The organism is Bordetella flabilis, from assembly GCF_001676725.1.
GTDB lineage: Bacteria > Pseudomonadota > Gammaproteobacteria > Burkholderiales > Burkholderiaceae_B > Bordetella_C > Bordetella_C flabilis.
The window spans coordinates 2,515,268-2,539,459 of sequence record NZ_CP016172.1 but is presented as its reverse complement, the minus strand read 5'-3'; the positions used below and the strand labels follow the sequence as shown (position 1 = coordinate 2,539,459).

Here is a 24,192-nt window from a genome sequence, read left to right as displayed (position 1 = left end):
ATAGCAACCATGACGACAGAAGACAGCACCGTCAACACCCCCGACAGGGACGACCCGCTCTGGTACAAGGACGCGGTTATCTATCAACTGCACATCAAGTCGTTCTTCGATGCGAACAACGACGGCGTGGGCGACTTCGCGGGGCTCATCGAGAAGCTCGACTACATATCCGCGCTGGGCGTCAACACGATCTGGCTCCTGCCCTTCTACCCTTCGCCGCGCCGCGACGACGGCTACGACATCGCCGACTATCGCGGCGTGCACCCCGACTATGGCGCGCTGGCCGATGTGCGCAAGTTCATCCGTGCGGCGCATGCGCGCGGCTTGCGCGTCATTACCGAACTGGTCGTGAACCACACCTCGGACCAGCACCCCTGGTTCCAGCGTGCGCGCAACGCCAAGCCGGGATCGGCGGCACGCAACTACTACGTGTGGTCGGACAACGACCAATCCTATGCCGGCACGCGCATCATCTTCCTGGATACGGAAAAGTCGAACTGGACCTGGGATCCGGTGGCCGGCGCATACTTCTGGCATCGCTTCTATTCCCACCAGCCCGACCTGAACTACGACAATCCCCAGGTGCTGAAGGAAGTCCTGGGGGTGATGCGCTATTGGCTGGACATGGGCGTGGACGGACTGCGGCTGGACGCCGTGCCCTACCTGGTGGAACGCGAGGGGACCAACAACGAGAACCTGCCCGAAACGCACGCGGTACTGAAGAAAATCCGCTCGCAGCTGGATGCGGAGTACAACGGCCGCATGTTGCTGGCGGAAGCCAACCAGTGGCCCGAAGACGCCCAGGAATACTTCGGCAAGGGCGATGAATGCCACATGTGTTTTCACTTCCCGCTGATGCCGCGCATGTACATGGCGATCGCACGGGAAGACCGTTTTCCCATTACCGACATCATGCGGCAGACGCCGGACATCCCGGAGAACTGCCAATGGGCCGTGTTCCTGCGCAACCACGATGAACTGACGCTGGAGATGGTCACCAGCAGCGAGCGCGATTACCTGTGGGACGTGTACGCGGCGGACCGACGCGCCCGCCTGAACCTGGGCATACGGCGCCGCCTGGCGCCGCTGATGGAACGCGACCGGCGACGCATCGAGTTGATGAACAGCCTGCTGTTCTCCATGCCCGGCACGCCGGTCATCTATTACGGCGACGAGCTCGGCATGGGCGACAACGTGCACCTGGGCGACCGCGACGGCGTGCGTACGCCCATGCAGTGGTCGCCCGACCGCAATGGCGGCTTCTCGCGTGCCGATCCGGAACGCCTGCCGCTGCCGCCCTTGATGGGACCGCTGTACGGCTACGAAGCCGTCAACGTCGAGGCGCAGACGCGCGACCCGCATTCGCTGCTGAACTGGACGCGCCGCATGCTGGCCACGCGGCGCCAGACGCGCGCCTTCGGCCGTGGCACGCTGCGCTTCCTGTTCCCAGGCAACCGCAAGATTCTCGCTTACCTGCGCGAATACGAAGACACGGTCATCCTTTGCGTCGCGAACCTGTCGCGCGCGCCGCAGCCGGTGGAACTGGACCTATCCGCGATGAACGGACGCGTGCCCGTCGAACTGCTGGGCGGAACGCCCTTCCCCGCGATCGGCGAACTCCCCTACCTGCTGACTTTGCCGCCCTATGGTTTTTACTGGTTCGAATTGAGCTCGGTGGCGTCACCGCCCGCCTGGCATGCCACCCATCCGGAACAAATGCCCGAATACTACACGTTGGTCCTGCGCGGTCGCGCCGGCTACGAATTGACCGAAGGCGCAGTGCGTTCCCTGCGCGAAGACGTGCTGCCGATCTACCTCGCACGCCAGCGCTGGTTCCCCAAGGACCAGAAAGTGCGTTCGGCCCAGCCCGCCTATGCCGTGCAACTCAAGGGAACCGACCAGGAGTGCTTCATCGCCGAAATGCAGGTGGAACTGGATGGAAAGCCCACGCGCTTCCTGTTGCCCGTCGCCCTGATCTGGAGCGAAACGCTGCCGCCCATGGCGCAGCAGTATGCGCTGGCCCGCGTGCGGCGCGCCGCGGAAATGGGGATGGTCACCGACGCCTATACCTTGCCCACCTTCATCCACGCGCTGGTGCGCGGGCTGCGCGAACGGCTGGAACTGCCGGTGCCGCGCGCCCATCCGCCCGCCGTCCTTCATTTCCGGGGCGAGGCGGGGCTGGAGGACCTGGATATCCCGCCGGATGCGGAAGTCAGCTGGTTCACGGGCGAACAGTCGAACAGCTCCATCACCATCGGCGGCAGCGTCATGTTGAAGCTGCTGCGGCGCGTGGTGCCCGGAGTCCATCCCGAGGCCGAAATGACGCGCCGGCTGACGCAGGCCGGCTATGCCAATAGCGCCCAGTTGCTCGGGGAGATCGTGCGCGTCGACGAAGACGGCACGCCGCACACGCTCGCGCTGATGCATACGGTCATCACGAACCAGGGCGACGCATGGAGCTGGACGCTGGAATACCTGAAGCGCACGCTGGAAGCCGCGGCGCTCACGGCGGAAAGCGCCGCGGAGTACGACGAAGACCTGCGCGGCTACACCGCCTTCGCCTGCGCCATCGGCAAGCGGCTGGGTGAGTTGCACGCCACGCTGGCGCAGCCCTGCGAGGATGCGGCCTTCGAGCCGCATCGCGCCAACGCGCACGATGCCGACAAGCGCGCCGCCGATGTGGTGGCCATGCTCGATCGCGGGCTGAAGCTGCTCCAGGACAACGCTTCCCGGCTGGATGCCGGCAGCAGCCAAAAGGCGCAACGGCTGATCGCGCAGCGCGAGGAACTGGTCGAAGTCATACAGTCCCTCGCGGCGCATGAAGCCGGATCGATGCATATCCGTATCCATGGTGATTTCCACCTGGGACAAGTGCTGGTCGCGCAGAGCGATGCCTACATCATCGACTTCGAAGGGGAACCGGCCCGCCCGCTGGCGGAACGTCGCGCCAAGAGCAGCGCATCACGCGATGTCGCGGGCCTGTTGCGGTCGTTCGACTATGCGGCCGCCACGGTGGCCAACGGCTTCGGCGATGCGGAATCGGGCGGCACCGAGGTGCAGCCCGCGGAGGCCGTCCTGCGCCGTCGCCGGCGCGACCTCATAGACCGCTTCCGCCACATCGCCAACGAGGCCTTCCTGTCCGCTTACCAGGAGGTCTCGCGCAATGCCGAGCACCGCTGGATGGATGAGAGCCAGGAGTCGGCATTGATCGACCTGGCCCTGATCGAAAAAGCGGCCTACGAGATCGGCTACGAGGCCGCGCACCGTCCCGATTGGGTATGCATTCCACTGAACGGCCTGGCCACGCTGGCGGACCGCTTGTTGTCCAGCGAAACCGCTTCGGGCCAGACGCCCGCCAACGCAGAATAGGAATACAGGCCCCATGACCACTGCTTCTTCTTCCCAAAGCCCGCCCGGCATGCCGTCGGTCGACGCGGCCCTGAGCGCCGAGATCGATGCCCTGCTCAGCGGCCGGCATGCCGATCCCTTCCATCTGCTGGGACCACACCCCAGCGGCGACCTGACATCCGTACGCGTCTTCGCCCCCAACGCCACGCGCGTGGCGGTGGTGCGCGCCGATACCGGGGATTGCATCGACCTGGCCCATATCCGCCATGGCTTCTTCATGGGCGACGTCACCGACCTGCCCCTGGGCAGGCCCGGCTCGTATCGGCTGCGCACCGAATGGCCCGGCGTGGTCCAGGAAGCCGAGGATCCCTACGCCTTCGCGCCGCTGCTTGGCGATCTCGACCTCTACCTGATCGGCGAAGGCCGCCACGAAGCGCTGGCCGACTGCCTGGGTTCGCATGTCATGACAGTCGAAGGCGTCGAAGGCGTGCGTTTTGCCGTGTGGGCGCCGAATGCGCGGCGGGTATCGGTAGTGGGCGACTTCAATTCCTGGGACGGCCGCCGCCATCCGATGCGGCTGCGGCATGGCAACGGGGTGTGGGAAGTCTTCCTGCCCAGGCTGCGGGCGGGCGAGCGCTACAAGTACGAGATCATTGGCGCTGCGGGCAACCTGCTGCCGCTGAAGGCGGACCCGTTGGCACGCCAGACTGAAATGCCGCCGGCAACGGCGTCCGTGGTGCCACCCCCCGGGGACTTTTCCTGGACCGACGAGGCCTGGATGGCCGACCGTGCCGGCCGGCATGCGCCGGACGCGCCCATTGCCGTCTACGAGGTGCACCCGGGATCCTGGCTGCCCCGCGATGGCGACGATGCCGTCTGCATCTGGGACCGCCTGGCCGAGCGCCTGGTGCCCTATGCGAAGGACCTGGGCTTCACGCACCTGGAGCTGATGCCCATCATGGAACATCCGTTCGGCGGGTCCTGGGGCTACCAGCCGCTGGGCGTTTTCGCGCCGACGGCACGTTTCGGCACGCCCGCCGACTTCGCCCGCTTCGTGGACCGCTGCCACGCCGCAGGCCTGGGCGTCATCCTGGACTGGGTGCCCGCGCACTTTCCGACCGATACGCACGGCCTGGTGCAATTCGACGGCACATCGCTCTACGAATACAGCGACCCGCGCGAGGGTTTCCATCCGGACTGGAATACCCTGATCTACAACCTGGGCCGCACGGAAGTCCGCAACTTCATGATCGCCAGCGCGCTGGAATGGGTGCGTCGCTACCATGTGGACGCGCTGCGCGTCGACGCGGTGGCGTCCATGCTGTATCGCGACTACAGCCGGCAGGCGGGCGAGTGGATCCCGAACCGCTACGGCGGCCGGGAAAACCTGGAAGCCGTGGAGTTCCTGCGCGACATGAACGTCACCATCGGCCGCCTGTGTCCGGGCGCGATGACCATCGCCGAGGAATCCACCGCCTGGCCTGGCGTGACGGCACGCACGGAGGACGGCGGCCTGGGGTTCACCTACAAGTGGAACATGGGCTGGATGCACGATACGCTGCGCTACATGCACCACGAGCCGGTGCACCGCAGCTACCACCACAACGACATGACCTTCGGCATGGTCTATGCCTATTCGGAGCGCTTCATCCTGCCGCTGTCGCATGACGAAGTCGTGCACGGCAAGGGATCGTTGCTGAACAAGATGCCGGGCGACCGCTGGCAACGCTTCGCCAACCTGCGCGCTTATTTCGGCTTCATGTGGACGCACCCCGGCAAGAAGCTGCTGTTCATGGGGGGCGAAATCGCGCAGGAACGCGAATGGAATCACGACGCCAGCCTGGACTGGCCGGCGCTCGACGATCCCATGCACCGCGGCGTTCAGCAGGTGGTGCGCGACCTGAACCGGCTTTACGCCGAGCTTCCGGCGCTGCACCGCCACGACGCGGATCCCGGCGGCTTCATGTGGGTCGTGGGCGATGACACCACCAACAGCGTGTTCGCCTTCATGCGGCAGGATGGGGAAGCCCGGGTGCTGGCCGTATGCAATATGACGCCGGTACCGCGCCACGACTACCGCATCGGCGTACCCCGCCCCGGCTATTGGCGCGAGCGCCTGAACACCGATGCCAGCGACTACGGCGGCTCCGGCGTGGGCAACGGTGGCGGCCGCCATACCGACGATGTCGCCGCGCATGGCCAGCCCCATTCCCTGTCATTGACGCTGCCGCCCCTGGCGACCGTGGTGTTCCAGTACGAAGGATAGTCCGCATGCCTGGTCTGCTTCCCGACCGGCTCTCGCCTGGCATGCCCTACCCCTTGGGCGCCACCAGCGACGGGCTGGGCGTCAACTTTGCCGTCTTCTCCGCCAACGCCACCCGCATAGACCTTTGCATCTTCGACTCGCGCGGCCGCAAGGAAGTCCGCCGCATGCCCCTGCCGGAATGCACGGACGAGATCTGGCACGGCTATCTGCCCGACGCCGCGCCCGGACTGGTCTATGGCTTCCGAGCCTACGGCCCCTACGACCCCAAGCACGGCCACCGCTTCAATCCGCACAAGCTGCTGCTCGACCCCTACGCGCGTGAACTGCTCGGGCCGCTGCGCTGGTCCGATGCGTTGTTCGGATATCGCGTCGGACACGCGCGCGGCGACCTGGTGCCGGACCGCCGCGACAGCGCGCCGGCCATGCCCAAGGGCGTGGTCACCGACAGCGCATTCAACTGGGGCGACAGCCGTCCCGCGCCCACGCCGTGGGAACACACCGTCATCTATGAGGCGCATGTGCGTGGCCTGTCCATGGGACGCGACGACTTGCGGCCGCATCTGCGCGGCACCGCCGCGGCGCTGTCCAACCCGCGCTTCATCGATCACCTGCACAAGCTCGGCGTGACCGCGATCGAACTGCTCCCCGTGCATGCGTTTCTCCAGGACAAGTTCCTGGTGGAGCGCGGCCTGGGCAATTATTGGGGCTACAGCACGCTGTCGTATTTCGCGCCCGAGCCGGCTTACCTGTCCCAGGGCGGGCCGAACGACTTCCGCATGGCTATCCGGCGGCTGCAGGCGGCCGGCATCGAGGTCATCCTGGACGTGGTCTACAACCACACCTGCGAAGGCAACGAACTGGGCCCGACGCTGTCCTGGCGCGGACTGGACAACGCCAGCTACTACCGCCTGATACCTGGGGACGAGCGCTACTACATCAACGACACCGGATGCGGCAACACGGTCAACCTGTCGCATCCCCGTGTCCTGCAGATGGTGCTGGATTCCCTGCGCCACTGGGCCACCGCCTACCGCGTGGACGGCTTTCGCTTCGACCTGGGCGTGACGCTCGGCCGGGAAGGCACCGGCTTCGACCCGGGCTCGGGATTCTTCGACGCCATTCTCCAGGATCCGGTGCTGTCGCGGCTCAAGCTGATTTCCGAACCCTGGGATATCGGTCCGGACGGGTACCAGCTGGGCCAGCACCCGCCCGGGTTTGCGGAGTGGAACGACAAGTACCGCGATACGGTGCGACGCTTCTGGCGCGGCGATCCCAGCCAGCGTGGCGACCTCGCCGAGCGCATCGCGGGATCCAGCAACCTGTTCGACCGCCGGCATCGCCGGCCCTGGGCCTCCATCAATTTCGTCGCCGCGCACGACGGCTTCACCACGCGCGACGTGGTCAGCTACAACGAAAAACACAACGAGGCCAACTGCGAAGACAACCGCGACGGCCACAACGAGAATTGCAGCAACAACTGGGGCGTGGAGGGCCCGACCGACGATCCGCAAATACTGCAGGTACGAGCCCGGGTGCAACGCGCGCTCCTTGCGACCGTGCTGTTGTCGTACGGCACGCCGATGCTGCTGGCCGGCGATGAATTCGGCAACAGCCAGGGCGGCAACAACAATGCCTACTGCCAGGATAACCAGGTGTCATGGCTGGACTGGGGACAGGCGGACGATGCCGAGGGCGTTGCGCTGACGCGCTTCGTCGCGCGTGTCGCGGCATGCCGCCGCCATCATCCCAGCCTGCGCAGCACGCGCTACATGAATGCGCATCAGGAAGTGGCGCCCGGCGTAACGGGCGTGACCTGGCTCGACGTGGATGGGCAGCCCATGACCGAGTCTGCGTGGAACGATCCGCAGGGCCGCGCCCTGGGCGTGCGCCGCGCGACCGCCACACCTGATGGGCTGGACGTCACATTGACCCTGATGAACGGCAGCGGTGGTGATGTCGTGTTCGCTCTGCCGCACGATATGGCATGGCGCATGCTAGTGGACTCGACTCGACCCGATGCACCGGAACACCGGGTACACGGCGAGCACATCACCATGCATGCGCACGGCATCGCAATACTGAGCGGACATCACCGCACCACGGAGCACGCATGACAGGCAATACTCAATCCGCCAGCCCAGCCGACGCCGCCACGGCGTGCGCGGCTCATCTGCCCTGCTTTGGCGCCATCCATCTGCCCAGCGGCCTCACCCGCTTCAGGATCTGGGCCCCCAATGCCGAGCACGGCGTCATGCTGGAAATACCGGGGCGCGAGCCCTTGGCCATGACCGATGTCGGTGAAGGCTATTACGAAATCCAGACGCCCTGCCCGCCCGGCACCCCCTACCGCTATCGCGTGTCGGCGGAGTTGAGCGTACCGGATCCCGCATCGCGCCTGCAGGCCGGCGACGTTCATGACGACAGCGTCGTGACGGCGCCGGAAAGCTATGTCTGGCGCAATACCGAATGGCAGGGACGCCCCTGGCATGAAGCGGTGTTCTACGAAATCCATCCCGGCATCGCGGGCGGTTTCGCGGGGATCGAGCAACGCCTGCCCGAACTGGCGGAACTCGGCATCACCGCCGTCGAGCTGATGCCTATCGCGGATTTCCCCGGCGCGCGCAACTGGGGCTATGACGGCGTACTGCCCTATGCGCCCGACTGCGCCTATGGCACGCCGGACGAACTCAAGCGGCTGATCGACACGGCGCACGGGCTGGGGATGATGGTGTTCCTGGACGTGGTCTACAACCACTTCGGCCCGGACGGCAATTACCTGTCCGCGTATGCGTCGGACTTCTTTCGCGACGACGTGCATACGCCCTGGGGCGTCGCCATCGACTTCCGCCGCCGGCCGGTGCGCCAGTTCTTCTCCGAAAACGCCTTGTACTGGCTGTCCGAATACCGCTTCGACGGATTGCGGCTGGATGCCGTCCATGCCATCCGCGACACCGGTTGGCTGGAAGAGATGGCGGGTTTCGTGCGCGCACACCTGCCCGCCGAACGCCAGGTCCACCTGGTGCTGGAGAATGACGACAACCAGGTCCATCCCCTGGAACATGGCTACCAGGCCCAGTGGAACGACGATGGGCACCACGTCCTGCACCAATTGCTGACCGGCGAAAGCGAAGGCTATTACAGCGACTACGCCGTGCACCCGGCCCAGCAGCTGACGCGCTGCCTGACCGACGGGTTCATCTACCAGGGTGAGCCATCGGGCCATCGCGGCGGGACCAGGCGCGGCGAACCGAGCGCCCACCTGCCGCCGACCTCTTTCGTGCTGTTCCTGCAGAACCACGACCAGACGGGGAATCGTGCGATGGGCGAACGCCTGACCGCGTTGCTGCGCAACGATACGCGGCCCCTGCGCGCCGCTGTCGCGTTGCTGCTCCTGGCCCCGCAGATTCCCCTGATCTTCATGGGAGAGGAGCGCGGAGCGATCACTCCTTTCCTCTATTTCACCAGCCACACCAATGCGGAACTGGCCCAGGCCGTGCGTGACGGCCGCCGCCGCGAATTCGAGAAGTTCCGCGCCTTCGCCAACCCGGCGACGCGCGACCGCATTCCCGACCCGAACGAGCCCGAGACCTTCGCGCGCTCCAATCCGTACCAGGCCGAGCCGGACGAGGAATGGATGGAGTACTACCGCAACCTGCTGCAATTGCGGCATCGCCTGATCGTGCCCAGGCTGGAAGGCGCCCGTTCATTGGGGGCGCACGTCCTGGGCCTGCGCGCGGTGGTGGCGCAGTGGCTGCTCAGCGATAGCGCGATATTGTCCATCCATGTGAACCTGGGGGCGGTCGATATCCGCCCTGACTGGTTGCAAGGCGACCACGAAGGCGAAGTCCTGCTGTTCGAAAGCGAACCCGGCGCGGGCCGCGCGCTGTACGATGGCGTGCTGCAACATGGCTCCACGGTGGTTCTGTTGAAGGAGTCGGCATGACAGGGGAAGCGCTGTCCGACGATTACAGCCAGGCGCTGGCGCAGTTGGCCGACCGCGCCGGCATCGCCGTCGATTGGACGGACGCGCGCGGGCGCCCGCAGCGCGTCCAGGACGATTCCCTGCGCGCCTTGCTGCATGCGCTGGAGCTGCCCGCCGGCACGGTCGAACAACTGCGCGAAAGCGCGGGGCGGCTGGCGCATGACGACGCGCCGCACGATGGCCTGGTGATCGCCGAAACGGATGCCCCCATCGCACTGTCGGGCACCTCCGAAAGGTCGTTCGAGCTGCTGGGCGAAAACGGCGAAACCCGTGGCGTGGTCGCGGACAGCGTGCAGGAAGGCGGGGTGCGCCTGCCCCCCCTCCAGGCCCCGGGATACTATCGCTTGCGCGCCGGCTCGCACGAATGGACGCTGGCCGTCGCGCCGCGTCACTGCCCCGGCATCGCGGACGTCATGCAGGCCGGCTCGCCGCGTGCCTGGGGCGTGGCCGCCCAGTTGTACAGCCTGCGCCGTCCCCATGAGGCGAACCCCGCGCGGGCCGCGGGCCTGGGCGATTTCACCGCGCTGGCGCAGTTCGCCACGGCCGCCGCCTCCCAGGGCGCCACGGCCGTCGCGATCAGCCCCGTGCACGCCATGTTCGCGGCCGACCCTTCGCGCTATAGCCCGTATGCCCCGTCCAGCCGTCTTTTCCTGAACACCCTCTACGCCGATCCCTGCGCCATCCTGGGCGAGCAAAAGGTAGGCGCGGTACTGCAATCGCTCGGCATGGGCGACGAGGCGATGCGGCTGGACGATCTGCCGCTGATCGATTGGCCCGCCGTTGCACGGCTGCGCATGAAGGTGATGCGACGGCTGTACGACGACTTCCGCACCGACGCGACACCGGCGCAGCACGCCGACTTGCAGGGCTTCCGGGTGGCCGGCGGCGAGCCGCTGGAAAGCCATGCGCGCTTCGAAGCGCTGCACGCCCGCCACCTGCCACCGCTAGGCGACGCCGCCGACTGGCGCCACTGGCCCACGGACCTGCGGGATCCCACGGGGCCCGGGGTGCGGGCCTGGGCCCACGCCCATGACAAGGACGTGGCCTTCCACATTTTCCTGCAATGGCTGGCCGCCCGGGGCCTGGAGCAGGCGCAGCACAGCGCGCGCTCGGCCGGCATGGCGATCGGCCTGATCGGCGACCTGGCCGTCGGCACGGACCCGGGCGGCAGCCATGCCTGGAGCCGCCAGGCCGATATCCTGGGCGACTTGTCGCCGGGTGCCCCGCCCGACGTCTACAACCCCTTGGGCCAAAGCTGGGGCCTGACCGCCTTCTCGCCGCGCTCGCTCAAGCGCAACGGCTATGCCGCGTTCCTGGAGATGCTGCGCGCGGCGCTCGCCTACACGGGCGGCTTGCGCATCGACCATGTCCTGGCGCTGGCGCGCATGTGGCTGGTGCCTGCCGGCGCATCGCCCAGGGAAGGGGCCTACCTGCGCTACCCGATGGACGACATGCTGCGGCTGGTCGCGCTCGAGGCGTGGCGCCACCGCGCGATCATCGTCGGAGAAAACCTGGGTACGGTGCCCGAAGGCTTCAACGACCGCATCGAGCGCGCCGGGATACTGGGGATGAGCGTGCTCTGGTTCCAGCGCGAGGGCTGGGGCGATCCCACCCCCTTCCAGGCGCCGCAGGCATGGCCGCGCGCCTCCGTGGCGATGACCTCCACGCATGATCTTCCGACGGTCACGGGCTGGTGGGACGGCACGGATATCGCGTGGCGCAGCCGGCTGCAACTGCTGGCCGAAGACGAGGCCGAGTCGTCCCTGTACGCGCAACGCGACCGCGACCGCGGCGCCCTCTGGCAGGCGATACGCCAGGCGGGCTGCGCGGCGCCGGACGCGCCGGCCGAACCGCCCGGCGAGGCGCCGGTCGAGCAGGCCTTGCAGTTCGTCGGCCGCGCGGCCTCGCCGCTGGTGATCGTCCCCGCCGAAGACCTGGTGGCCGTGCATGAACAGCCGAATATGCCTGGAACCATAGACCAGCATCCCAACTGGCGCCGACGGCTGGAGGCGAATGCCGCTCAACTGTTCGACGCGGAACCCGTACGCCGCCGCGTGGCGGCGCTGACGCATGGCCGGAGTACAGCATCATGACCGCACCACGCGCCACCGTACGATTGCAGCTGCATAGCGGCTTCACCCTGGACGATGCCCGGGACTGGGTACCTTATTTCGCCCGGCTGGGCATCAGCCACGTCTACACCTCGCCGATCACCCGGGCACGCGCCGGCTCCATGCACGGCTACGACGTGCTCGACCACACCCAGGTCAATCCCGAGCTGGGCGGCGAGAAGGCACTACGCGCGCTGGTGGCGCGGCTGCGCGAATTCGATATGGGCCTGATCGTCGACATCGTGCCCAACCACATGGCGACCAGCACGGACAACCCGTGGTGGCGCAGCGTGCTGGAATCCGGGCAGTCCAGTCCGCACGCGGAGTGGTTCGACATCGCCTGGGAATTCGTCGATCCGGAATTGCGCGGCAAGGTGCTCGCGCCGTTCCTCGGCAAACCGTATGGCGAGGCGCTGGAAGGCGGCGACCTCAAGCTGGCCCACGACGCCGAGAGCGGCCGCTTCTATCTGGACGTCTACGGCACATCCTATCCTTTGTGCCCGGAAAGCCTGCGCGCCGCGAACCTGACCGATCCGGCGACGCTGGGCGACTACGACGCGGCGTCCGAATCCGGACGTCAACGCCTGCACGAATTGCTGGAGCGACAGCACTACCGCCTGGCGTGGTGGCGCGCGGCGCCGGAGGAAATCAACTGGCGCCGCTTCTTCGAGATCAGCGACCTGATCGGCGTGCGGGTGGACCGGCCGGAAGTCTTCGATGCGGTCCACGCGCTGACGCTGCGCTTCTACGAGGAAGGGCTGATAGACGGCGTACGGGTCGACCATGTCGACGGATTGAGCGATCCCATCGGCTATTGCGCCCGGCTGCGCGAGGCCCTTGCGGAGCGGACGCCGCGGCGCCCTGCCGGCCTGCCCGCGCTCGATCCCTATCTGGTCGTGGAAAAAATCCTGGCCGACGACGAAACGCTGGACGAACGCTGGAAGGTGGATGGCACCACCGGCTATGACTTCCTGAGCCAGGTCAGCGCCGTGCTGCACGACCCGGCCGGCGAAGCCACCCTGACCGAACTATGGGAACGCGTATCACGCGACGGGCGTCCTTTCGCCGCCGTCGCGGCCGAGGCGCGCGACCTGATGCTGCTGCGGCACTTCCCCGCCGAACGCTTCGCCGCGGCGCGCGCCCTGCATCGCGTGGCGCGCATGGACCTCCACACGCGTGACTGGGGCGAGTCCGCCATACTGCGCGTGCTTTGGCAATTGCTGGCGGTCTTCCCGGTGTATCGCACCTACGCCGACGACCACGGCTGGCACCACATGGACCGTGTCCGCTTCGAACACGCCGCCACGCAGGCCCACGCGCGCATCCGCCTGGACCGCGATGGCGACGATGCCCCCTTGCTCGACCTGATGACGGGATGGCTGGGCGCCGAGGCGCCCGAAGCGTTCGAGCCCGCCCAACGCGATGCGCGCCGCGAGGCCATCCGGCGCTTCCAGCAACTGACCCCGCCGCTGACGGCCAAGTCCCTGGAGGATACCGCCTTCTATCGCTATGGGCGCCTGCTCTCGCGCAACGAAGTGGGCGCCGATCCGGGGATCTTCAGCATGCCGGTGGACGTCTTCCACCGTCGCTGCGCCGCGCGCGGACGCCATTTCCCGCGCGCCATGGTGGCCACGGCCACGCACGACCACAAGCGCGGCGAGGACACGCGGTCGCGCCTGGCGGTACTGAGCGAATTCCCCGGCCTGTGGGCCGACACGGTGCAGACCTGGATGAGCCGGCATGCGCCGGCCACCTACAACGGCACGGGCGTCCTGGCGCCCCATCCCGCCGATCTGTACATGCTGCTTCAATGCCTGGTGGGGGCATGGCCCCTGTCGCTGCGGCCGGACGACGAAGCCGGACTGCGTGCCTTCGGCGACCGCGTTTCGGCATGGCAGCAGAAATCGTTGCGCGAAGCGAAGCTGCGCACCAGCTGGGTGGTGCCGGACGCGGAATACGAGGCCGCCTGCGAACAGACGCTGCGCAGCCTGCTGCAACCGGGGACCGACCCCGGCACGCCCGCTTGCGAGATCGCGGCTTTCGTCGCGCGCATCGCGCCGGCGGGCATCGTCAATAGCCTCGCGCAGACGGTCTTGCGCATGACGGTGCCCGGCGTGCCGGACCTCTACCAAGGCACGGAGTTCTGGGATTTCAGCCTGGTCGATCCGGATAACCGCGCACCGGTGGACTACGCCGCCCGCGCGGCCGCCCTGGATGCGCCCGATGCCACCGATCCGGAGGCCCTGCTGGCGGACTGGCGCAGTGGCCGCCTTAAGCAGGCCGTGGTGCGCGGCGCGCTGGCGGCGCGGCGTGCCCGACCGGACATATTCGAACTGGGCGGCCATGTGCCGCTGCCGGTTCTGGGCACGCGCGGGGACCGCGTGCTGGCATTCGTGCGCTGCGTGCAGGACCGGTGCGTCTTCACGCTGGTGCCGCGCCTGTGCGCCCAGGGACTGCGCACCGAAAATGGCGACGATCCCGACGCCCCGCCGACCGCGCTGCCGCGCATCGATCCTGCCTTCTGGGAAACCACCGCGGTCGTCCTGCCTCACCGCTACGCGGGTGCGACGCTGCGGGACGCCCTCAGCGGACGGGAACGCCGCGTGGGCGCGGACAGCATCCTGCCCCTGGCTGAAGCCCTGGCGGATTTCCCCGTCGCGGTGCTGGTCGACCGCTGAGCCGTGGGCGAGACGCCCGGCGGGGACGTCCGTCGGTATTGATAGGAAGCTAATAGTTAGCTTATAATCGATACCATGAAAAAGCCCTCCGACCCTTCCCTGTCCGCCCTGATTGGCCATCTCCTCGTCGTTCACCGCGCCTATCGCGCAGCGGCAGACAAGGCCCTGGCCGACTACGGCCTGTCGCAGGCCACGGCATGGCCCGTCATCTGGACGGGCCGCCTGGGAGACGGCGTGCGCCAGGGCGTGCTGGCCGAAGCCATGGGGGTCGAAGGTCCTTCGCTCGTCCGGCTCCTGGACCAGCTCGTCGCGGCGGGCCTCATCGAGCGCCGCGAGGACGCGCTGGACCGCCGCGCCAAAACCCTGCACCTGACGCAAGCGGGCCACGCCCTGCGTGAACAGGTCGAGGGCATGCTGGGGCAACTGCGGCGGCAAGTGTTCGAAGGCGTGGACGCGGCGGATATCGAAGCGTGTATCCGCGTCTTCGAAAGCATCAAGTCGTCGCTGGCCCGCATCCAGTCCATCCCCACGCCGCCGCAGGCGGCACGGCGCGAGCCCCCGCAATGAAGCTGCCCAGCGCCGAGGAATCGCTGTTTTCGCTCAAGGCCTTCATCGGAGCGATGGCGGCCCTGTACCTGTCCATGCTCATCGACCTGCCTCGGCCTTTCTGGGCCGTGACGACCGCCTACATCGTGGCGCAGCCCTGGGCCGGCGCGGTGCGGTCCAAGGCGGTGTTCCGGCTGGGTGGCACCTTCTTCGGATGCGCGGCGGTGGTTTTCCTGGTGCCGCGCCTGGCCAACTATCCGCTGTTGATGGTCCTGGCCCTGTCCCTGTGGGTGGGGGTGTGCCTGTACATCGCCGTGCTGGACAGGACCCCGCGTTCCTATCTGTTCATGCTGGCCGGATATACCGCCGCCATGATCGGGCTGCCCAGCGTCACGGCGCCGGAAACGGTCTTCGACATCGGGCTGGCGCGGGTGGAGGAAATCAGCGCAGGCATTGTGTGCGCAATGCTCGCCCACAGCCTGATCCTGCCGCGCGGCATCGGGCCGGCCGTCATCGGGCGGCTGGACCAGGCGCTGCGCGATGCGCGCATCTGGATACAGGACGCCCTGAGGGGCGACACGGTTTCCCAAAGCGCCAGGGATCGCCGTGCCCTGGCCAACGACATCACGCAGTTGCGTCTGCTGTCGACCCACGTCCCTTATGACACGGGCAATATCCGCTGGACGGCGCGCTCGGTCTCGGCCATGCAGGATCGCATGGCGGCATTGACGCCGACCGTCTCGTCGCTGGAAGACCGTCTGCGCGCGCTGCGCGCGCTGGACCGCCCCCTGCCCGCCGGCCTGGCGCCGCTGCTGGACGATATCTCGGCGTGGATCGAAGCGGGTCCGCGCGGCAACGGTACGGGAGCGCAGTCCTTGCGAGACCGGGCGGCAAGCCTGGCGCCGCCGATCGACGCCGATTCCGATTGGTGCGATCTGCTCATGGTCAGCCTGACCGCCCGGCTACGCGAGTTGATCGACCAGTGCGAACAGGGTTTCGCCCTGCGCCGTGACATACAGGCCGGCCTGTCGGGCGCGCCCACGCCGATCCCGCGCCAGGCGGCGACGTCGAATCGCGCGCTGCACCACGACCATGGCATCGCGCTGCTGTCGGCGATATCGGCGGGCGTGGCCATCGGCGCATGCTGCGCTTTCTGGATAGGCACGGCCTGGACCAATGGCGCGACGGCGGCGCTCATGGCGGCCATTTTCAGCTGCTTCTTCGCCTCGCAGGACGACCCTGTGCCGGGCATCATGCAGTTCCTGGTCTACACGGTCGTCTCGATACCGCTGTCGGCGGTGTATCTGCTGGTGGTTCTGCCCAGCGTGCATTCCTTCGAGATGGTCGCCCTTGCGATGTTCCCGGTGTGCTTTGCCTGCGGCATCTACATCGCGCGGCCCGCCAGCACGGGCAAGGCCATGGCGATCTTCTTCGGTTTTTCCGGGACGCTGGCGCTGCACGACACCAACACGGCGGACATCGTGTCGTTCCTGGACACCATGATCGCCCAGATCATCGGTGTGGGCGCCGCCGCCATCGTCGCCGCCCTGCTGCGCAAGATCAGCTCCGAATACAGCGCGCGTCGCATCCAGTCCGCCAACTGGCGCGAACTGGCCCAACTTGCCGAAGCCGACCGCCCGCCCACGGGCAACGGCTACGCGGTACGTATGCTCGACCGCATCGGCCTGCTCTATACGCGGTTGGCGGTGCGCGGCCGGCACGACGAGCCGGTGGAGGAAGACACCCTGCTCGATCTGCGGATCGGCCACGAGATCGTCGAGCTGCAGCGCGCTCGGCGCCAGTTGCCCGTCGCGGATGCGGCCATCCGGCCGGTGCTGGGCTGCCTCGCGCAATGGTTTCGCGGACGCATCCACGGACGTTCCGCCATGCCGGACGTTTTCCTGCCTCGGCTGGACCGGGCCCTGGCGCGCGTGACGAGCGCCCCGTCCAGCGCACCGCGCGAACGGGCCATCGTGTCGCTGGTGGGCTTGCGCCGGGGCCTCGTTCCGCAGGCCCCGCCGTATGGCGTCGGATCGGGCCCGGGCGGTATCGGCCAGGAGAGCCTCTCATGATTGGCGAAATCAGCCTGTACGGCATCTATTTTCCGTGGCTGCTGGTGCTCGCCGTCCTGACGCTGGGCCTGTCCTGGTCGGTACGCCGTCTGCTCGCCTTGACGGGGGTTTATCGCCTCGTCTGGCATCCGGCCCTGTTCGACCTGGCGCTATACGTCGTACTGCTCTACGGCATGGTGTGTCTTTCACCCCTTATTTTTTCGAGATAGTCCATGAAGCTCCCCTTCACCCTGGGCCCGCTCGCGCTGGCCAGGTTCGCCGTCACCGCGTTGCTGGTGCTTGCCGCCGTGTTCGCCGGCTGGCGCCTCTGGGCGCATTACGAGCTGGAACCGTGGACGCGCGATGGCCGTGTCAAAGCCTATGTCGTGCAGGTAGCTCCGGACGTATCCGGCCTGGTCACCGCCGTGCCCGTGCATGACAATCAGGACGTCAAGGCCGGCGATGTGCTGTTCGAGATCGATCGCGCGCGCTTCCAGCTCGCCTTCGACCAGGCCAGGGCCGCGGTCGGATCGCAAACGGTGGCGCTGGACCAGGCCACGCGCGACGCGCGACGCAACCGCGAACTGGGCCAGTTGGTGTCCGCCGAGATCCGCGAACAAAGCCAGACACGGGTGGAACAGGCGCAGGCTGCGCTGGCGCAGGCCAGGGTCACGCTGGATGTCGCGCGCCTGAACCTGGAACGCAGCCGCGTGGTGGCGGCCACCGATGGCCGCGTGACGAATCTGGACCTGCGCGTGGGTGCCTACGCGGCGGCCGGTCGTCCGGTCATGGCCCTGGTCGACGCGACATCCTTCTACGTGGAAGGTTATTTCGAGGAAACCAAGCTGCCGCGCATACATGAAGGCGAGGGTGTGACGGTAGCCCTGATGGGCGACCCACGGACGCTGAGCGGCCATGTGGAAAGCATCGCCATGGGCATCGCGGACCGAGACCGCAGCACGGCCGCCAACATGCTGCCCAACGTGAATCCCAACTTCAACTGGGTACGCCTGGCGCAGCGCATTCCGGTGCGCGTGCATATCGACCATGTTCCGCCGGGTGTCCGCCTGGTCGCGGGCCAGACGGCCACGGTGTCGGTGAACGACGCCACGCAGCGGATGGCGGACGCGAGCGCGCCGTCCTCTCGCCCCGCAGAGCCATCGCCGCTGGCGATGCCCATGGCGCACCCCACGCGCGACGGAGGATGGTGATGTCGCGCGCAGCCACCAGCATGACCACGGCGCGCGGGCTGGTTTGCACCGTCCTGGTCGCGGCGTTGGGCGCCTGCACGACGGTCGGCCCGGACTACCACGTACCGGCGGACGCGGTCGCGCAGCGCCCCGCTGCCTCCGCCGCCTTCCTGGGCGCCGAAGACAACGCCGCATTTCTGGATGCCGCCGTGCCGGGCCGGTGGTGGCAGCTTTACGACGATCCGGCGCTCAACGGCCTGGTGGCCAAGGCACTGGCAGCCAATACCGATCTTCGCGTGGCTGCCGCCAACCTGGAACGCGCCGACGCGGTCGTGCGCGAAGCGCAGGCGCAGACACGCCCCGGCGCCACGCTTAATGCGTCGCCGACGTTTGGGCATGTGTCGGGAATACAGGAACTGGCGCCCGACTATCGTCCGCCAGACCAATGGTCATACAGCGGCAGCGCCGGCATTTCGTATCAGGTCGACCTGGTAGGCCAGATCCGGCGCGCGATTGAAGCGGCGGGCGCCGATCGCGACGCGGCCCAGGCCGCCTACGATGCCACACGCGCCGCCGTCGCCGCACAGACGACGCGGGCCTACACCACGGCCTGCGCCGCCGGCATGCAGCTGCAGTCGGCACAACATTCCGTCGACGTGCAGGCCGAATCGGTGCGCGCCGCCGAACGACTGCAACGCCTGGGGCGCGGCACCACGCTGGACGTGACGCGCGCGCGCAGCCAGCTCGAGCAACTGCGCGCCAATCTGCCGCCTTTGCAGGGGCAGCGCCGTACGGCGCTGTTCCAACTGGCGACGCTGACGGGCGACACACCGGCGCAGTTTCCCCCGCAACTGGACCATTGCTTCGCCGTGCCGCTCCTCAAGCAGCCCATTCCCGTGGGCGATGGCGCCGCCCTGCTGCGGCGCCGTGCCGACATCCGGCAGGCCGAACGCAATCTGGCGGCGTCCACCGCCCGTATCGGCGTGGCGACGGCGGACCTGTATCCCAGGATCACCCTGGGCGTGTCGGCGGCGTCCGCCGGGCCGGCGTCGCTGTTCGGCCAGGCCAGCACCTTCGCCTGGAGCGCCGGCCCGCTGATCTCCTGGACGATCCCGAACACTGGTGCGGTGCAGGCGCGCATCGCCGAAGCCGAAGCCGGCACGCGCGCCGCCTATGCGCGCTTCGACGCCGCCGTACTGAACGCCTTGCGCGAAACCGAGAGCGCGCTGGAAGTCTATGCGCGCGAGCTGGATCGCCATGCGGCCTTGCAGGCCGCGCGGGACCAGAGCGCCGAGGCGGCCGGACAGGCGCGCACCTTGTACCAATACGGCAAGACCGATTATCTGACGGTGCTGGACGCCGAACGCACGCTGGCCAGCAACGAAAGCGCGCTGGCGGCGTCGCAGGCGCAGTTGGCCAGCGACCAGATCACCCTCTTCCTTGCCTTGGGCGGCGGCTGGCAGACCGGCGAAACGCCGGATACGGTGCGTTGAACCCCGGCCGGACGCGCCACCTAGTGCAGCACGGTTCCCGCGGGCGCGGCCTGGTTCAATCCCAGCGCGGCTTCCCAACTGCGCAAGGGTACGCATGTCTGCAGGCGCAGCACGGCCCGGTCGATCAGGGCGGGATGCAATTCGTGGCCCACGCGCGTGGCCACGTCGATGGTGGAATCGCCATGCAAGGCGTCGAGCCGCGCCTGTGCCTGCCGGGCATGCGCCACCGGCATGACGCTGTCATCGGCCCCATGCAGCAGATGAATGGTGGTGTACAGGGGCGCGCAATGCGGCATGGCCGCGTACCGTCCGGAAAAGGCCAGTACACGCCCGGCCAGGCCGTCGTGCGCCGCCGTGGCTTCCAGCGCCATGATGGCTCCCTGGGAAAACCCGGCCAGCGCCGTATCGCTCTGCAGCAGATGAAAGCGCACCTGGCAGGCCCGGATGTAATCGACCAGGGGCGGCATCGCGCGCGCCACGCGCCCGGGGCGATTGCCCTCGTCGATGCCACGCGTGGAAAACCATTGGCGGCCGCCCCCCGGCCCATCGTTCGGCTCGAAGCCCGCCGGCGTCACAATGGCGGCCTGGGGAAACGCGCGCCGGAAGGCGCCGGCAAGGGCCTGCATGTCTTCCGGCCGGCCGCCCACCCCATGCAGCAGGATGAACAGTTGCCGCACTTCCCCCTGCGTGGGCAGGGACTCGATATCGCTGATTGAACTCATAGGCCGCTCCCCGTGCAGCGGCGGCGTGGGCCGCCCATGAGCGTCATTCTAGGCTTACGCAGCGGGATGGGAAGCCGCCATTTCGCCGTATCCTTCCAGCACGATCTTGCCGCGCGCCTTGCCGCTTTCCAGCAATGCGTGGGCACGGCGCAGATTCGCGGCGTCGATGCGGCCGAAGTGTTCGCCCAGCGTGGAACGCAGTACGCCCTGGTCCACCAGCGCCGCGACACGCTCCAGGTACTCATGCTGCCGCACCATGTCGGCGGTCTGGTACATGGATCGGGTGAACATCAGTTCCCAGTGCAGCGACAGCGCCTTGCGCTTCAGCGGCACGACATCCAGGGTATCCGGATCGTCGATCACCGCGATCCTGCCCTGCGGGGCGAGTGCCTCGATGAACTGCGCGAAGTAGCTGCTGGTGTGCGTCAGGCTGGCGACATCGGTGACGGACGATACCCCGACACGCTTGAGCTCGGGTATCAGTCCTTTGCCATGGTCGATCACGTGATGCGCGCCCAGCTCGCGCACCCAGGCCTGGGTTTCCGGCCGGGACGCCGTGGCCACCACGGTCATGCGCGTCAGGCGGGACGCCAGTTGCACCAGTATGGAACCGACGCCGCCCGCCCCCGCGGTGACCAGCAGCGTGCGGTCTTCACCGCCGCCTTCCGGCACGCCCAGGCGATCGAAGAGCAATTCCCATGCGGTCAGCGACGTCAACGGCAAGGCGGCGGCATGGGCGAAATCCAGCGTGGCGGGCTTGTGCCCGGCAATGCGCTCGTCCACCAGCGCGTATTCCGCGTTGGTGCCCGGCCGCAGCAGGGACCCGGCGTAGAAGACTTCATCGCCCGGCCGGAACAGCGAAACCTCGGCACCCACCGCGGCAACGACACCGGCGGCATCCCAGCCCAGGATGCGCGGCCCATCGGGGGTCATGCCGCGCCGCACCTTGGTGTCGACGGGGTTGACCGCGATGGCATGGATGCGTACCAGCAGGTCGCGCGGCCCCGGCGTCGGCACGGCGATATCGGTTTCGTAAAGGGCACGCGGGTTCTCCGGCTCGAGGCCGGCCTGGTCATAAACGATCGCTTTCATGGTCATCTCGGCAGCGGAATAAAGGGTGGGCGGATTATGGCCGGGCCGGCTGCGACCGAAACAGCCCGGCAGCCGAACAACAGCTGCTCCGTGGCGAAGAGAATCCAGCCGCGAGGAGCAGGACGCAACGCCGGGCATCCCGCGGCCTGGGCCAGTACTCAGGTTTTGATGGCCCCGATCACCTGGGCCGTCTTGCGCACCCTGCCCATGCGCGTGAACAGGTGCTGCACGCTGAAGGCATGCCCCTGCGGCGTGGCCGAGGTCATGGCGTCTTCGGCGAAAACCAGTTCGTAGCCGCGGTCGAAGGCGCCGCGCGCGGTCGATTCGACGCCGAAATTCGTCGCGATGCCGCTCATGACGATCGTACGTATCCCGCGGCGACGCAGTTGCTGGTCCAGGTCGGTCCCGTAGAACGCCCCCCACTGGCGCTTGGTGACCACGATATCGCCGGCCTGCATGCCGATTTCCGGCACCAGCTCCGAAGCGCGTGGCGGCGGCGGTGCGGCCGGCGACGGTGCGGGAGCGTCCATGGGCAGGCGTAGCAAGGCCGCGAGATCGACGCGCACCCACACCACCAGGCCGCCCGCGGCGCGTACCGCGTCGGCCAGCGGCACATTGCGCAGCACCACGTCGACGCCGGAATACGGCGCCCAATCGCGCTCGACGATGCCATGTTGCAGGTCGATGGCGACAAGCGCCGTCTGCGGGCCAGCCAATCGTAGGGGTTCCATTCTTGATACCTCGAAAGCGGAGTGAAGGATGGGCACGGCAGCGTGCGCATCACGCGGCCCACATCGGTATGGCAAGGCGCAGCCACCCGTCGCGCCGACGTGGCGGTGCAGCGAGCCGACTCAGGCTGGCGTCAGTTGGCGCCAGGCGGGCGCGATCCCGCGGACCGGTAGCCCAGCCGTGCCGACAAGGCGCCCGCGGCCTCGCGCAATGCAGTTATGACCCGATCCGCGTCAGACTGTTCCCAACGAAATGAGGGAATCAGAAATCCGAGGCTTCCGACCACCGCACCGTCCGCATCGAAAAACGGCGCGCCCACGCCCACCGTGTTGGGCGTGCGGTGCGAGTGCGTAACGGCATAACCGTCGTGCCGGATGCGCGCCAGCGCCTCGCCGATCTCGCGCGCATCCGGCGCCAGGCCCTGGACGGGCGATGGGCCGCCGGCCGCGATGGCGCTGTCGATTTCCTGCGGGCTCAGATGCGCCAGGATCACACGGGCAGTGGCGCCCCAGACCAGCGGCTCCAGCACGTTCAGGCCGATGTTGTAGCGCATGGGGTCATCGGGCGATCCGCTGGCCGCATGGAACATCTTGAGTTGCCGGCGCTCCAGCAGGGTCAGCAGCGAGGTCTCGTGGAACTCGGCCGACAGGGCCTGGAGATAGGGCTCGGCCAGGCGACGGTACGGCATGTGGCCGCCCAGCTTGGCGGCCATGCGGTAGATCTCCAGACCGGGCCCGAAAGTGCCGCCGGCTTCGTGGCCGGCGTATTCGTTGTCGCGCAGGGTCGCCAGCAGCCGGTGGACGGAGCTGCGCGGCAGATTCAGCCGCTGTGCCAATGCCTGCGCCGATTCGCCCGGGTGGTCGACCAGGCACTGCAGCAACAGCAGGACGCGCTTGACCGTGCTGGTCTCCTTGCCCTCTCCAGCCGACGCTTCCGACGCCGTCGGGGAGGCCGGATCTGTTGCGGGATTGCCTGCCTTTTTCATTGCGCTCCAGTGCGGCCGGTTCCGCCGGCCCATGCTCGGGCGGAATTGTACGGGCGCGCGCCGGCCGGCAAACCCGCTTTCCCGCGTTGACAAACCTCGCCGTCGCGCCCAGAATTATCAATCAACGGACATATGTCTCATTCAATGAGACAAATAACGATAACACCGGCCGCGTGCACCAGCAATCACCAGCGGACTTCCGGTCCGCACCAGAGGCAGAGAGGCAATATGGAACTGAATTTCGAAGGGCGCACCGCCCTGGTCACCGGCGCCAGCCAGGGCATCGGCCGCACTACCGCACGTATGCTGGCGCTGGCCGGCGCCACCGTGGTGGGCGTCGCCCGCCGGGTCGAACTGGTCGAGAAAAGCGCGGCGGAGATCGCCGAACAGGTCGGCAAGGCCGGTAAAGGCGGCAAGCTGATCCCGATGGCGGCCGACTTCTACGACGAGGACGCGCCGGAACGTGTGGCCGCGCAGGCGCGCCAACTGCTCGGCCGCATCGACATCCTGATGAACGCGGCCGGCGCCAGCCGCCCGGTGCCCTTCGAAGCCACCCGCGAACAATGGCATGAAGGCATGGTGCTGAACTTCTTCCGCATCCGCGAGCTGACGCATGCCGTCGTGCCGGGCATGCGCGAACACAAGTGGGGGCGCATCGTCACGTTCACCGGCACCTCCGAGCCGCGCATGCTCAACGCGGCCTTTACCGCCAAGGCGGCCGTCCACGTCTGGTCCAAGGGCCTGTCCCGCGAAGTGGCGCCCTACGGCATCACGATGAACTGCCTGCAGCCCGGACGCATCCACAGCGAACAGATCGCCAAGCGCTACCCCACGGCGGAAAGCGAACGCGAGTATGCGCAGGCCGAAATCCCGGTGGGCCGTTTCGGCGAGCCGGAGGAAATCGCCGCCGTGGCGATGTTCCTGGCCTCGCCGCTGGCCAGCTATGTGACCGGTACCGTGATCCCGGTGGATGGCGGCTCCAGCCGCTTTGCCTTTTGA

Annotated in this window: 16 protein-coding genes; 12 read left to right on the top strand and 4 right to left on the bottom strand. The window is 67.7% G+C overall.

Annotation, left to right across the window (positions count from 1 at the left end; translation table 11 throughout):
- Positions 1–9 precede the first annotated feature (9 nt).
- From treS to BAU07_RS11045, 11 genes are all read left to right on the top strand, one after another.
- The gene (treS, locus tag BAU07_RS11095; protein WP_066657363.1) at positions 10–3,369 is read left to right on the top strand and encodes a maltose alpha-D-glucosyltransferase; all 3,360 of its coding nucleotides are present in this window, start codon (positions 10–12) and stop codon (positions 3,367–3,369) included.
- A 49-nt stretch (positions 3,370–3,418) separates the two neighbouring features.
- Positions 3,419–5,614 (top strand): 1,4-alpha-glucan branching protein GlgB, encoded by a 2,196-nt coding sequence (gene glgB, locus BAU07_RS11090; protein WP_066665294.1) that lies wholly within the window; start codon positions 3,419–3,421, stop codon positions 5,612–5,614.
- A 5-nt stretch (positions 5,615–5,619) separates the two neighbouring features.
- Positions 5,620–7,728, top strand: a complete 2,109-nt coding sequence (gene glgX / locus BAU07_RS11085; RefSeq protein WP_066657360.1) for a glycogen debranching protein GlgX — start codon at positions 5,620–5,622, stop codon at positions 7,726–7,728.
- Positions 7,725–9,557, top strand: a complete 1,833-nt coding sequence (treZ, locus tag BAU07_RS11080; protein WP_084025594.1) for a malto-oligosyltrehalose trehalohydrolase — start codon at positions 7,725–7,727, stop codon at positions 9,555–9,557. Before glgX ends, treZ begins: the two co-directional genes overlap by 4 nt.
- Positions 9,554–11,689 (top strand): 4-alpha-glucanotransferase, encoded by a 2,136-nt coding sequence (gene malQ / locus BAU07_RS11075; RefSeq protein ID WP_066657352.1) that lies wholly within the window; start codon positions 9,554–9,556, stop codon positions 11,687–11,689. Before treZ ends, malQ begins: the two co-directional genes overlap by 4 nt.
- Complete coding sequence (gene treY, locus BAU07_RS11070) at positions 11,686–14,385, top strand: malto-oligosyltrehalose synthase (protein WP_066657351.1); 2,700 nt, start codon at positions 11,686–11,688, stop codon at positions 14,383–14,385. The genes malQ and treY overlap by 4 nt, the downstream gene beginning before the upstream one ends.
- A 75-nt stretch (positions 14,386–14,460) precedes the next feature.
- Positions 14,461–14,952 (top strand): MarR family winged helix-turn-helix transcriptional regulator, encoded by a 492-nt coding sequence (locus BAU07_RS11065; RefSeq protein ID WP_066657349.1) that lies wholly within the window; start codon positions 14,461–14,463, stop codon positions 14,950–14,952.
- The gene (locus BAU07_RS11060; protein ID WP_066657347.1) at positions 14,949–17,003 is read left to right on the top strand and encodes an FUSC family protein; all 2,055 of its coding nucleotides are present in this window, start codon (positions 14,949–14,951) and stop codon (positions 17,001–17,003) included. Before BAU07_RS11065 ends, BAU07_RS11060 begins: the two co-directional genes overlap by 4 nt.
- Complete coding sequence (locus BAU07_RS11055; protein ID WP_066657345.1) at positions 17,000–17,212, top strand: DUF1656 domain-containing protein; 213 nt, start codon at positions 17,000–17,002, stop codon at positions 17,210–17,212. The genes BAU07_RS11060 and BAU07_RS11055 overlap by 4 nt, the downstream gene beginning before the upstream one ends.
- A 3-nt stretch (positions 17,213–17,215) precedes the next feature.
- On the top strand, positions 17,216–18,193 hold the full coding sequence (locus BAU07_RS11050) for an efflux RND transporter periplasmic adaptor subunit (RefSeq protein ID WP_066657342.1): 978 nt from the start codon (positions 17,216–17,218) through the stop codon (positions 18,191–18,193).
- A complete protein-coding gene (locus BAU07_RS11045; RefSeq protein ID WP_232338282.1) occupies positions 18,193–19,665 on the top strand; it encodes an efflux transporter outer membrane subunit in 1,473 nt (490 codons plus the stop codon). The genes BAU07_RS11050 and BAU07_RS11045 overlap by 1 nt, the downstream gene beginning before the upstream one ends.
- 20 nt (positions 19,666–19,685) lie before the next feature.
- On the opposite strand, the gene ypfH is transcribed toward BAU07_RS11045, so the two are convergent.
- The 4 genes from ypfH to BAU07_RS11025 form a co-directional block, all read right to left on the bottom strand.
- On the bottom strand, positions 19,686–20,387 hold the full coding sequence (gene ypfH / locus BAU07_RS11040) for an esterase (RefSeq protein WP_066657339.1): 702 nt from the start codon (positions 20,385–20,387) through the stop codon (positions 19,686–19,688).
- Positions 20,388–20,441: 54 nt separating this feature from the next.
- Positions 20,442–21,479, bottom strand: coding sequence for a zinc-binding alcohol dehydrogenase family protein (locus tag BAU07_RS11035; RefSeq protein ID WP_066657337.1), 1,038 nt, complete (start codon positions 21,477–21,479; stop codon positions 20,442–20,444).
- A gap of 158 nt (positions 21,480–21,637) precedes the next feature.
- Positions 21,638–22,210 carry an isochorismatase family protein gene (locus BAU07_RS11030; protein ID WP_066657334.1) on the bottom strand — a complete coding sequence of 191 codons (573 nt, stop codon included), beginning with the start codon at positions 22,208–22,210 and terminating at the stop codon, positions 21,638–21,640.
- Positions 22,211–22,341: 131 nt separating this feature from the next.
- A complete protein-coding gene (locus tag BAU07_RS11025) occupies positions 22,342–23,193 on the bottom strand; it encodes an IclR family transcriptional regulator (protein WP_066657331.1) in 852 nt (283 codons plus the stop codon).
- A 228-nt stretch (positions 23,194–23,421) separates the two neighbouring features.
- Between BAU07_RS11025 and BAU07_RS11020 the strand changes: the two genes are divergently transcribed.
- Entirely contained in the window at positions 23,422–24,192 is a 771-nt protein-coding gene (locus tag BAU07_RS11020; protein WP_066657328.1) for an SDR family NAD(P)-dependent oxidoreductase, read from the top strand.